The organism is Pseudomonas sp. 1L-C-7-B-C1 (assembly GCF_057291635.1).
Genome location: NZ_JBXAWH010000014.1, coordinates 209,399 through 221,306, shown reverse-complemented (window position 1 = coordinate 221,306; position 11,908 = coordinate 209,399). Strand labels below are relative to the sequence as shown.

At 57.7% G+C, this 11,908-nt stretch carries 13 protein-coding genes; 8 read left to right on the top strand and 5 right to left on the bottom strand.

The window, feature by feature from the left end; all coding sequences use genetic code 11:
- Positions 1–345: 345 nt before the first annotated feature.
- Positions 346–1,545, bottom strand: coding sequence for a tyrosine--tRNA ligase (tyrS, locus tag AC0Z8Z_RS21590; RefSeq protein ID WP_485620446.1), 1,200 nt, complete (start codon positions 1,543–1,545; stop codon positions 346–348).
- Positions 1,546–1,755: 210 nt separating this feature from the next.
- Here tyrS and AC0Z8Z_RS21585 point away from each other — a divergent pair, with 210 nt between their 5' ends.
- Entirely contained in the window at positions 1,756–3,189 is a 1,434-nt protein-coding gene (locus tag AC0Z8Z_RS21585; protein WP_485620445.1) for a peptidoglycan DD-metalloendopeptidase family protein, read from the top strand.
- A 3-nt stretch (positions 3,190–3,192) separates the two neighbouring features.
- Positions 3,193–4,284, top strand: coding sequence for an anhydro-N-acetylmuramic acid kinase (locus AC0Z8Z_RS21580; protein ID WP_122536595.1), 1,092 nt, complete (start codon positions 3,193–3,195; stop codon positions 4,282–4,284).
- A 63-nt stretch (positions 4,285–4,347) separates the two neighbouring features.
- Here AC0Z8Z_RS21580 and erpA read toward each other — a convergent pair whose 3' ends face one another.
- Both erpA and argC read right to left on the bottom strand, forming a co-directional pair.
- Positions 4,348–4,698, bottom strand: coding sequence for an iron-sulfur cluster insertion protein ErpA (gene erpA / locus AC0Z8Z_RS21575; protein WP_485620444.1), 351 nt, complete (start codon positions 4,696–4,698; stop codon positions 4,348–4,350).
- Positions 4,699–4,904: 206 nt separating this feature from the next.
- Entirely contained in the window at positions 4,905–5,939 is a 1,035-nt protein-coding gene (gene argC / locus AC0Z8Z_RS21570; RefSeq protein ID WP_122536593.1) for an N-acetyl-gamma-glutamyl-phosphate reductase, read from the bottom strand.
- A 133-nt stretch (positions 5,940–6,072) separates the two neighbouring features.
- Here argC and hemJ point away from each other — a divergent pair, with 133 nt between their 5' ends.
- The 5 genes from hemJ (at position 6,073) to coq7 (ending at position 9,497) form a co-directional block, all read left to right on the top strand.
- On the top strand, positions 6,073–6,498 hold the full coding sequence (hemJ, locus tag AC0Z8Z_RS21565) for a protoporphyrinogen oxidase HemJ (protein WP_122536592.1): 426 nt from the start codon (positions 6,073–6,075) through the stop codon (positions 6,496–6,498).
- Positions 6,499–6,542: 44 nt separating this feature from the next.
- Complete coding sequence (locus AC0Z8Z_RS21560) at positions 6,543–7,457, top strand: DUF805 domain-containing protein (RefSeq protein ID WP_485620443.1); 915 nt, start codon at positions 6,543–6,545, stop codon at positions 7,455–7,457.
- Between the two features lie 55 nt (positions 7,458–7,512).
- Positions 7,513–8,298, top strand: coding sequence for an SDR family NAD(P)-dependent oxidoreductase (locus AC0Z8Z_RS21555; protein ID WP_205486503.1), 786 nt, complete (start codon positions 7,513–7,515; stop codon positions 8,296–8,298).
- Positions 8,299–8,384: 86 nt separating this feature from the next.
- Positions 8,385–8,723: a histidine triad nucleotide-binding protein gene (locus tag AC0Z8Z_RS21550; protein ID WP_065991361.1), complete on the top strand. Its 339-nt coding sequence runs from the start codon at positions 8,385–8,387 to the stop codon at positions 8,721–8,723.
- Positions 8,724–8,849: 126 nt separating this feature from the next.
- The gene (gene coq7, locus AC0Z8Z_RS21545; protein WP_122624544.1) at positions 8,850–9,497 is read left to right on the top strand and encodes a 2-polyprenyl-3-methyl-6-methoxy-1,4-benzoquinone monooxygenase; all 648 of its coding nucleotides are present in this window, start codon (positions 8,850–8,852) and stop codon (positions 9,495–9,497) included.
- Between the two features lie 102 nt (positions 9,498–9,599).
- On the opposite strand, the gene speD is transcribed toward coq7, so the two are convergent.
- On the bottom strand, positions 9,600–10,394 hold the full coding sequence (speD, locus tag AC0Z8Z_RS21540) for an adenosylmethionine decarboxylase (RefSeq protein ID WP_037019204.1): 795 nt from the start codon (positions 10,392–10,394) through the stop codon (positions 9,600–9,602).
- Between the two features lie 235 nt (positions 10,395–10,629).
- Positions 10,630–11,052, bottom strand: coding sequence for an OsmC family protein (locus AC0Z8Z_RS21535; protein WP_485620442.1), 423 nt, complete (start codon positions 11,050–11,052; stop codon positions 10,630–10,632).
- A gap of 206 nt (positions 11,053–11,258) precedes the next feature.
- Between AC0Z8Z_RS21535 and crp the strand changes: the two genes are divergently transcribed.
- Positions 11,259–11,903 (top strand): cAMP-activated global transcriptional regulator CRP, encoded by a 645-nt coding sequence (crp, locus tag AC0Z8Z_RS21530; RefSeq protein WP_172609884.1) that lies wholly within the window; start codon positions 11,259–11,261, stop codon positions 11,901–11,903.
- Positions 11,904–11,908 lie beyond the last annotated feature (5 nt).

Genomic DNA, 11,908 nt, shown 5'->3' with positions numbered 1-11,908 from the left:
GGTGGTTAAGATCTTTCGTCTCAACCGAGGCGCGCATTCTACAGCGTCTCTTGTATCTGTCAAGCGGTTATTTTAAGAAGTTTTCAAAGTTTCCTTATCAACTTCAACCACTTGCGCTTCGTTCGACTTGGCGTCTCACGTCAGCGGGAGGCGAATTCTACAGCGCTACAACCTGCTGTCAACTGCCTTTTTCACCGCTGTCGATTCAAGCATCTGAACCGAAGCACTCTTCGCTGCTTACTTCGTCCAACTCTTTGACTATCAAGGAGTTTTCCGTTTCGTCTGCGCCGGAAGTGGGGCGAATTATAGACAGATCCAGAGGGGCGTCAAGCACTTATTTGAACTTTATTCCAAACGCAGTGTAATCCGCCCGAACGCCTTCTTGCCGGCCTGACATACATGGGTCGCGCCCAGCTTAAATACAAACCCGCGATCCACGACTTCACCATCTATACGCACGCCGCCGGATGCCAGCAGGTCGCGAGCGACCGCAGAGTTCTTAACCAGCCCCGCCTTATTAAGGACTGCAGCAATTGGCATGTCTTCGGCTGCAGCCACGTCGATCTCCGGCAGATCTTCCGGAAGCTTTCCATCCTTCATACGGTTTCCAGCAGAACGATGGGCAGAAGCCGCAGCCTCTTCACCATGGAAGCGCGCGACAATCTCTTCGGCCAGCTTGATCTTGATGTCGCGCGGATTCGCCCCGGCTTCGCAATCCGCCTTAAAGGCAGCGATCTCTTCCATGGATCGGAAGCTCAGCAGCTCAAAGTAACGCCACATCAGCGCATCGGGGATAGAGACGAGCTTGCTGTACATAATGCCAGGCGCTTCCTGGATACCTACATAGTTACCCAGCGACTTGGACATCTTCTTGACGCCATCCAACCCTTCCAACAACGGCATCGTCAGAACACACTGAGCTTCCTGACCATAAGCACGCTGCAGCTCACGCCCCATCAGCAAGTTGAATTTCTGATCGGTGCCGCCCAGCTCGACGTCTGCGCGCAAAGCTACCGAGTCGTAACCCTGCACAAGCGGATAGAGGAATTCGTGGATGGCAATCGACTGGTTCGACTTGTAGCGCTTGTCGAAGTCATCGCGCTCCAGCATGCGCGCTACGGTGTATTGGGAAGAAAGCCGGATGAAGTCCGCAGGACTGAGTTGATCCATCCAGGTGGAATTGAATGCCACCTCGGTCTTGGCCGGATCCAGAATCTTGAAGACCTGTGCTTTATAGGTCTCGGCGTAGTCGAGCACTTGCTCGCGCGTAAGCGGGGGACGGGTAGCACTCTTGCCGCTCGGATCGCCAATCATGCCGGTGAAGTCGCCGATCAGGAAAATCACCTGATGCCCTAGATCTTGGAATTGGCGCAGCTTGTTAATAAGCACCGTGTGTCCAAGGTGCAGGTCGGGCGCGGTTGGATCAAAACCGGCCTTGATGCGAAGTGGCTGCCCACGCTTGAGCTTTGTGATCAGCTCGGCCTCGACCAGGAGTTCATCTGCACCACGCTTGATCAGCGCTAGCTGCTCTTCAACCGACTTCATAACCGCCCCGTAATGCCTTATTTCAAAGGGAAACAACCATACAAGATCAGCGCCCAAATACAAGTTCTGACAATAGGAGCATGACGAATCGCGGAGCGAGCCGATCACAAGCTTGCCTCAGGCGAGATTTGGTTATATTTTATACAGTTATTTCATCTTCATCATGTCATTCATCTTTTCCATTTCATCTTTTCAAAGCCAAAATTACCTATGATCGACACTCCGTCTAAAGCGCCACCGCTTTATCCGAAGAGCCACCTGCTCGCAGCCAGCGGTATCGCCGCGCTGCTTAGCCTGGCTCTCCTTGTATTTCCATCCAGCGACGTCGAAGCCAAACGAACAAACCTTACGCTGGAACTCGACACACCTGCCGATCAGATCGAGCAAGAACAAGACGCTCAAGAACAGACTCAAGCCACAGACGCGCCCGTAGATTCTCCGTTCGCTCAGATCGAAGGTGATGCGGCTGAGCCGGCCGAAACAGCCAAGGCCTCCAACGACACCAAGGCCGCGCCGAAAGACATTGCTACTGCCAAAGGCCCGACGCACCGGGAAGTGGTGGTATCGAAGGGCGATACGCTGTCGACATTGTTCAGCAAAGTCGGTCTGCCCGCGACGGCAGTGCACGACGTGATTGCCAGCGACAAGCAAGCCAAGCAGTTCAGCCAGTTGAAAAATGGCCAGGTGCTGCAGTTCGAACTGTCGCCTGAAGGCAACCTCAAGCAACTGCACAGCAAGCTGAGCGAGACAGAAAGCATCAGCTTGTCTCGTACAGACAAGGGCTACACATTTACCCGTGACGTGAGTAAACCCAACGTCCGCACTGCCTATGTGCATGGCATGATCAACAACTCGCTGTCGCAATCCGCCCAGCGTGCAGGCCTGAGCCACACCATGACCATGGAGATGGCAAACATCTTCGGCTACGACGTCGACTTCACCCAGGATATCCGCAAGGGTGACGAATTCGATGTGATCTACGAGCAGAAGGTCGTCAACGGCAAGACGGTCAGTACGGGCAATATTCTTTCGGCGCGCTTCGTAAACCGCGGCAAGACTTACACCGCTGTGCGTTATACGAACAAGCAGGGCAATACCAATTATTACACCGCAGACGGCAACAGCATGCGTAAGGCATTCATCCGCACGCCAGTCGAATTCGCCCGTATCAGCTCGCTGTTCTCATCCGGTCGCAAACACCCGATCCTGAACAAGATTCGCGCCCACCAAGGCATCGACTACGCTGCACCTCGTGGCACCCCCATCAAGGCGACCGGCGATGGCAAAGTCATTCTTGCCGGGCGGCGCGGCGGCTATGGCAATACCGTGATCATTCAGCACGGTGAAACCTACCGAACGCTGTACGGCCACATGCAAGGTTTTGCCAAGGGCATCCAGTCCGGATCCAGCGTCAAGCAGGGTCAAGTCATTGGCTATATTGGAACCACCGGGCTGTCGACGGGTCCTCATGTTCATTACGAGTTCCAGGTAAACGGCGTTCATGTCGATCCATTGGGGCAGAAGCTGCCGATGGCTGATCCGATTGCCAAGTCCGAAAAACAGCGGTTTATGCAGGAGAGCCAACCTTTGATGGCTCGCATGGACCAGGAAAAGGCCACCATGCTGGCCTCGAGTAAGCGCTGACCCATGACTTTATATGTAGGTGTAATGTCCGGAAGCAGTCTGGATGGACTCGACTTCGCGCTGGTAGAACAGGATGACCGACCACGTCTGCTCGGCACCTACTACATTCCCATGCCCGACGATCTTCGCGCCGAACTGCTAGGGCTCTGCGCCAGCGGCCCGGACGAATTGGCGCGTGCGGGCATCGCCGAGCAAAAATGGGTTCACCTCGCGGCTCAAGGCGTGCTGGCCCTGCTGGACCAACAGAATGTGTCAGCGGGTGAAATCCGCGCTATCGGCAGTCACGGTCAGACGATTCGTCACGAGCCGGCTCGCGGCTTCACCATCCAGATTGGCAACCCTGCCCTCCTGGCCGAGCTGACGGGAATCACCGTGGTCAGCGACTTTCGCAAGCGCGATATCGCGGCAGGTGGCCAAGGCGCGCCGCTGGTTCCGGCATTCCACGAAGCGCTGTTCGACGATAACAAGGACTACCGCGCCGTGCTCAACGTGGGTGGGTTCAGCAACCTCAGCCTGATCGAGATCGACAAACCGGTTTCCGGCTTTGACTCGGGGCCAGGCAATGTGTTGCTCGACGCCTGGATTCAGGCACAGCGCGGCGTGAGCTACGACCGCGATGGCGCATGGGGCGCGAGCGGGACCGTCAATGATGCGTTGCTGAAGTCCATGCTCAGCGATCAGTTTTTTCAAACCAAGGGCCCTAAGAGCACGGGTCGTGAAGTGTTCAATCTCGGCTGGGTTCACCACCATCTGTTTCAGATGCCGACGCTGAGACCCGAAGATGTGCAGGCGACACTGCTCGAGGTCACTGCATTGAGCATTACTGAGTCGCTGCAATCGGCACAGGCGCAGACCAAAGAACTGCTGATCTGCGGTGGCGGCGCTCACAACAAGGCCTTGATGGATCGACTGGCAGCGCTGCTGCCGGCAACAAAGGTCTCGAGCACGGCGGAGTTCGGCGTTGATCCTGATTGGGTCGAAGCGATGGCATTCGCCTGGCTCGCCCACTGCGCACTCGAAAGCGTACCCGCCAACCGTCCGAGCGTGACGGGAGCCAAAGGCTTGCGTGTCCTGGGTGCCATCTACCCGGCTTAAGCGCAACGCCCGAAATGCAAAACGCCGCGCAGATGCGCGGCGTTTTTGTGTGTACCGACTGGATCAGATCGAAAACGAAGAGCCACAGCCACAAGTAGTCGCGGCGTTGGGGTTCTTGATCACGAAGCGAGAGCCTTCCAGACCCTCCTGATAATCCACCTCCGCACCTGCCAGGTACTGGAAGCTCATAGGGTCGACCACAAGGCTGACGCCCTCGCGCTCGACGATCGTGTCATCTTCGGCAACGTCTTCATCAAAGGTGAAGCCGTACTGGAAACCCGAACAACCGCCACCGGTCACGAAGACGCGGAGCTTCAGGCGATCATTGCCCTCTTCGTCGACCAGGGTTTTCACCTTGTGCGCGGCACCGTGGGTGAATTCCATAGCCACAGGGGTAAAGGATTCAACGCTCATGCTCAAAATCTCCCGGCGCTAAGCCGTCATAATGCGTAATGTCGCGCATTATCCGCTTCTCCTAGAAAATTGGTCAACTATTGTGACGGCAGCCACAAGTCGCGAGCGACAAGCTGCAAGGAATAGCTCGCTATCAGCAATCGAGCTGAGACTTGCCGCTTGAAGCTTGAAGCTTGAAGCTTGAAGCTTGAAGCCTGAAGCCGCTATTACGGCAACATCCCCGCGTGGGACAGACCCAGGCGTTCATCCAGGCCAAACATGATGTTCATGTTCTGCACGGCCTGGCCCGAAGCGCCTTTGACCAGGTTGTCGATGACCGACAGCACCACCACCAGATCGCCATCCTGCGGACGATGCACGGCCATACGACATACGTTCGCGCCGCGCACGCTCCGGGTTTCCGGATGGCTGCCGACCGGCATCACGTCGACGAATGGCTCATTGGCATAACGCTTTTCGAACAACGCCTGCAGATCGACCGACCTGTCAACGACGGTCGCGTACAACGTGGCGTGAATACCACGGATCATCGGCGTCAGGTGCGGCACGAACGTTAGCCCGACATCGCCACCTGCAGCACGACGCAGCCCTTGGGTGATTTCGGGAAGATGGCGATGCCCTTTTACGGCATAGGCCTTGAAGCTCTCGCTGGTTTCGGAATACAGCGAGCCCACACTGGCGCCGCGTCCTGCACCACTGACGCCCGACTTACAGTCGGCGATCAAACGCGACGGATCGGCCAGGCCCGCTTCGAGCAGTGGAAGAAAACCCAGCTGAGTTGCGGTCGGATAGCAACCCGGTACCGCAATCAAGCGTGCGCCCTTGATGTGCTCGCGATTAACTTCCGGCAGGCCGTAGACCGCCTCGTCGAGCAGCTCCGGCGCGCCGTGGGGCTGGTTGTACCACTTGGCCCACTCGACCGGATCCTGCAGACGGAAGTCGGCGGAGAGGTCGATGACCTTAGTGCCGGCGGCGAGCAATTCGCCCGCCAGCGCATGTGCGACTCCGTGAGGCGTGGCGAAGAAAACCACGTCGCATGCGCCAAGCACTTTGACATCCGGCACGCTGAATGCCAGACCGTCATAGTGACCGCGCAGGTTCGGATACATGTCAGCGACAGGCAGACCTGCCTCGGAGCGCGAGGTGATCGCAACCACTTCAGCCTCCGGATGTTGCGCCAGAAGACGCAGCAACTCGACGCCGGTGTAACCCGTGCCGCCGACGATACCGACCTTGACCATAACCTGTCCCTCAACGAAACCACTGGAAAGCCGCTGATCATATGGGCCGATCGCCAATGGGACAACCGCGAACGTGACGTACGGGCGCCGATGCCACTACTATTTGGCACCGTGTCCCTGGAAAAAAACCAAAATGCTCTATCTCTGGATCAAAGCGCTGCATATCGTCGCGATGGTGTGCTGGTTCGCCGCCCTGTTCTATCTGCCGCGATTGTTCGTCTATCACGCCATGAGCGAAGACGCCGTAAGCCGCGAGCGTTTCTGCACCATGGAGCGCAAGTTGTACCGGGGCATCATGATGCCCGCGATGATCGCTACCCTGATATTCGGGATCTGGCTGATCGTCCTCGCACCGGGTTTCCTGCAGCAAGGCTGGTTGCACGCCAAGCTCACCCTCGTCGTCCTGCTGATTGGCTATCACCACGTCTGCGGCGCGCAGGTCAAACGCTTCGCCCGTGGAGAACCAGGTCGCAGCCATGTGTTTTATCGCTGGTTCAACGAAGTACCCGTGTTGATCTTGCTGGCGGTGGTCATTCTGGTTGTCGTCAAACCGTTCTGACGCGCATCGCTCACATCATATGAACTCAAGACAAGGAAGCCGGCATGGCGGAGCACTTCAAGATCGTTTTTGAGGGACAGTTGCGAACAGGGGTTGAGCTGGAAACTGCACGTCTGAACCTGGCGCAGCTGTTCAAGACCGACGTGTCCGGCGTTGACCGTCTCTTCACCGGGAAACCCGTGACCATCAAGCGCAGCCTGACGCGGGACGACGCGCAGCGCTATCTCGCGGCACTGAACGATGCAGGCCTCGAAGGCCGTATCGAGCTTGAGGAGCCAGTGTCACTGAGCCTTGATGAAGTGGTGGAAGACGTTCCCCAGCGTCCGGCATTCGAACCTGCAGCATCGCCCTACGCACCGCCGCGCACACCGGTCGCACAAGACTGGCCCGCCGTGGGCGAATTGAAGGTGTTCTCCATACAGGGGCGAATCGGCCGCTTGCGCTATCTGGCGTGGAGTCTGGCGCTGGTGGCCGTTGGCCTGTTGGTCGCCGCCCTGTGCGTCGGCGTTCTAAGCGTTTCGCTGGTGGCGGGCGGACTGCTCGGCACCGTTGCCCTCGTCGCGTTCGTGGTTGTCAGCATCCAGATCGGCGCCCAGCGGTTGCACGATGCCGGTTGGTCAGCCTGGTTGCTGTTGCTGAATCTGGTACCGGTGGTGGGCAGCTTCTTTCCGATCGTGATGATGGCCGTCCCCGGCAGCACGGGCCCGAATAGGTATGGTCCGCCGCCGCCAGGTAACACACCGCGCGTCAAGGTCCTCGCCATCCTGTGGCTTGCGGTGCTTGCGCTGGTGTTTATCGTCGCGATGATGGGTGGCATGGAGACTGTTCAAGAGCAGGTCGAAGCCACCACCAGCGAATACGAGGAAGCGCTGCCGTACGACGATGACACGGAACAACCGGTCGTTCCCGTTGATCCTGTAGATATTGGTGACTCGTCCGACAGCAACGACGACCAATAACTATCTGGCAGCAAGGACGCTGTCTCAATACGAGCTGCAAACACTGGAGAATTGCATGACCCGTTACGCCATGGTCACAGGGGCATCCAGCGGTATTGGCCTGGCGATGGCCGAAGCCCTCGCCCGCCGGGGTCGCAACCTTATTCTGGTGGCCAGGCACCGGGAGATGCTTGAGAGCATCGCAATCGAGTTCACCCAACGCTTTGGTGTCGAAGTGCTGTTCCGCGCCTGCGATCTGGGTGAGCCACTGCGCCTCTCGGGCTTTCTGCTTGAACTTGAAGAAGGCTCGCGAAGTATCGATTTGCTGGTCAACTGCGCGGGTATTGGCAACAGCGGGCCGTTTCTAGCCCAAGAGTGGGCGCAGGAGCAGGACCTGCTCGACCTTAATGTGCTCGCGTTGACGCGCCTCTGTCACACAGTTGGCAACCTGATGGCGGTGCAAGGTGGCGGCCAGATCCTCAACGTTGCGTCGATCATGGGCTTTCAGCCTGGGCCGTGGATGAGCACCTACGCCGCGAGCAAAGCGTATGTACTGCATTTTTCCGAAGGGCTTCGCGAGGAGCTGCACAAAACCGGCGTGAAGATTTCGGTGTTGTGCCCCGGGCCGACGCGAACGGCGTTTTTCCGCACCGCACAGCTGGACGCCGGCAAGTTCACCCACGACAAACACATGACCGCCGAGGAAGTTGCGCTGTACACGGTTCGCGCGCTGGACAAGAACCGTGCGGTGATCATTCCCGGTTGGCGTAACAGGCTGCTGACACGCCTTCCGCGCTTCGCCGGTCGCTGGATGACGCGAAAACTCTGGGGCTCGATTCTCAAATCTCGTACGTCAGTCTGACGCAGCACATCGCAACAAACGTCTGGGCGTGACCCGGGACGCTCAGTACACTGCCTTCATCCCCCTCGAAACGGAGCAAGAAGGCTGTGGATACTTTGTTCACCAAGATCATCAACCGGGAAATTCCGGCGAAGATCATCTATGAAGATGATCAGGTACTGGCTTTTCACGACATCGCCCCACAGGCGCCAGTGCATTTTCTGGTCATTCCGAAGAAGCCGATCGCCACCCTCAACGACGTGACTGAAGATGATAAGGGCCTGCTGGGCCATATCCTGTTCACGGCGCAGCGCCTGGCGAAAGAGCTGGGTTGCGAGGATGGCTTCCGCGTGGTCATGAACACCAACGAAAAAGGCGGGCAGACCGTTTATCACATTCATATGCACGTGCTGGGTCAGCGCCAGATGAACTGGCCGCCGGGCTGAGTCATTCCATTCATGCTTCGTCGCCCCGTCGCAGGCGTGCTCTGCGCCTCGGCGGGCTGATGCCGGACAAGCCCGGTTACATCGTTTGAGGTAGACTGGCCACCGTGGATTTACCCGGAGGCGCCCATGGCTACCGAACGTCACTATTCCCCTATCGACCGCTTTCTGCTTCAGGCCGACGCTGCGATGAAGACGCTGCTGCCCGTCAGCGCGCACGCACACCGTCCCTCGCCTGCCATCGTTCAACCCGACGTCAAGATGAATGAGTCCGACACCCGGCATGTGGCCGGGCTCATGCGCATCAACCACACTGGCGAAGTCTGTGCTCAGGCGTTGTACCAGGGGCAGGCGCTTACTGCGAAACTGCCTCAGGTACGCAAAGCCATGGAGCACGCCGCCGAGGAAGAGATCGACCACCTTGTGTGGTGCGAGCAACGCATTCACCAGTTGGGCAGTCACACCAGTGTGCTCAACCCGCTGTTCTACGGGGCTTCGTTTGGTATTGGCGCGGTGGCTGGCCTGATCAGCGATCGAATCAGCCTGGGCTTTGTTGCCGCGACGGAAGATCAGGTGTGCAAGCATTTGAATGAGCATTTGGAGCAATTGCCGGTCGAGGACGAGAAGTCCCGGGCGATTCTCGAACAGATGCGCGCCGACGAGGAGCATCACGCAGAAAGCGCGATCGAGGCAGGCGGTTTCCGCTTCCCGGCGCCGGTGAAATTCGGCATGAGCCTGATCGCCAAAGTCATGACCAAGACCACCTACAGGATCTGATCGGATCTGCGGCGACCGGCTTCTCTTACGGGGCAAGGTAATCGCTGGAGGCTGGAAACAAGAAAGGCGCCTGAAAAGGCGCCTTTTTTTATCGCTGAAACCTTAGACCGGCATGTTGCGGCCGTAGAAGATTTCGAGCATCTCGTGCTTCACGCGACCAGTGACCTGCTCGCGCTGCTCAGCGGAAAGATTGCTGGTGGCGTCGCCGAACAGGTAGTTGTCCAGTTCGAATTGCTTAAGCAGCATTTTGGTATGAAACAGGTTCTCCTGGTACACGTTGACGTCAGTCATCTGATAGCTGTCGCGCGTGTCGTCGGAAAGGTAATTCTGGATCGAGTTGATCTCGTGGTCGATGAAGTGCTTCTTGCCTTCGACGTCACGGGTGAAACCGCGCACGCGATAATCGACGGTCACGATGTCGGACTCGAACTTGTGGATCAGGTAGTTCAGCGCTTTCAACGGCGAGATCACGCCACAGGTCGACACGTCGATATCCACACGGAAGGTGGCGATGCCGTCAACAGGGTGAATTTCCGGATAGGTGTGAACCGTGATGTGGCTCTTGTCCAGGTGCGCAAGGATGGTTTCCGGCAGCGGACCCGGCGATTCTTCGATCTGGCTGTCAGTCGGCGTAACCGGCTGCTCGGAGATCAGAATGGTCACACTGGCGCCTTGTGGGTCGTAGTCCTGACGCGCAATGTTCAGGATGTTCGCGCCAATGATATCGACGACATCGGTGAGAATCCGCGTCAGGCGTTCGGCGTCGTACACGCTGTTGATGTACTCGACGTAGGCCTGCTGGTCCTGCGGGGTTTCCGCATAGCAGATGTCATAGATGTTGAAGCTCAAGGTCTTGGTCAGGTTATTGAACCCGTGGAGCTTGAGTTTGCTTTTCACCGTTAAAAACTCTCTATATGGGTGCGGCGCTGGCCGCGTGATCAAGCATGCCCGTCAACTGAGCCCGGCTCAGCTGCGTAGGACGGTTAACACCTCTTCGCGTTGGCGATTTTGGTTGTCTGGTCGGAGGCGAGCCGGCTATCCGGCGGTCGCGCCCTGAAAAAGGGGCGCATTATGCAGACGTCAGAAGTCGCATGCCATAGCCTGCACCGCTTTTGTGAAAATTGAGCGTTGCTCAGCCCAGTTCGATGATCTCGTAATCGTGGGTGATTTCGACGCCGGCGTTACCCAGCATGATCGACGCCGAGCAGTATTTCTCGGCCGACAGCTCGATCGCTCGCTTGACCTGCGTTTCTTTCAGGCCGCGCCCTTTAACCACGAAGTGCAGATGGATCTTGGTGAAGACCTTGGGATTTTCGTTGGCGCGCTCGGCTTCCAGAAACGCCTCGCAGCTCTCGATAGGCTGGCGGGCTTTCTTGAGGATGCTGACCACGTCGTAGTTGCTGCAGCCACCCAAACCGATCAGCACCATTTCCATCGGGCGAACACCCAGGTTGCGACCGCCGCTTTCTGGCGGGCCGTCCATCACGACCACGTGGCCGCTGCCGGACTCACCGAGGAACATTGCTTCACCCGCCCATTGAATACGCGCCTTCATCACCGGACTCCAATGCTTGAAAAATGGCGGCCAGCTTAGCACAGGGCTTTACTGTCGCTGAGTAGGCCGGACATGCCCGAAAACGACGGAAATGTAGGAAATATCTGAAAAAATGGCTAATTGCCGGTCTTGAACTGCATCAAATCGGAAATACTGCCGATACCTCTAAGAATGCCTCAGGGCGCAGTTTTTTACGGGATACAGCCATGCTCGCCGTGCCGCCTCCGAACAAGATGAAAATCGCCGACAAACTGCTGCCCCATTCCCAGCGGCGAAAATGCCCGGCGAAGAGCAACATCATTTGCGCAGGCGAGGAATCGGATTCGCTGTACTTGATCATAAAGGGCTCGGTGACGATCCTGATCGAAGATAACGAAGGCCGCGAGATGATAGTGGCCTACCTCAATACCGGGGATTTCTTCGGCGAACTGGGGCTTTTTCAGCAGACGGCCGCCGGTGCACAGCGCAGCGCCTGGGTGCGCGCCAAAACCGAATGCGAAGTGGCCGAGATCAGCTACGCCAAATTCCGCGAGCTCAGTCAGCATGATCCCGAATTGATGTATGCCATCGGTGCGCAGATCGCCGAGCGGCTGCGCAATACCACGCGCAAGGTCGGCGATCTTGCGTTTCTGGACGTTACTGGCCGCGTTGCCCGCAGCCTGCTCGATCTGTGCAAGCAGCCTGACGCGATGACTCACCCCGATGGCATGCAGATCAAGATCACTCGCCAGGAGATTGGCCGTATCGTGGGGTGTTCGCGGGAGATGGTCGGTCGCGTGCTCAAGGCGCTCGAAGAGCAGAACCTGGTTCATGTTCGGGGCAAAACCATGGTTGTGTTCGGTACCCGCTAACGACG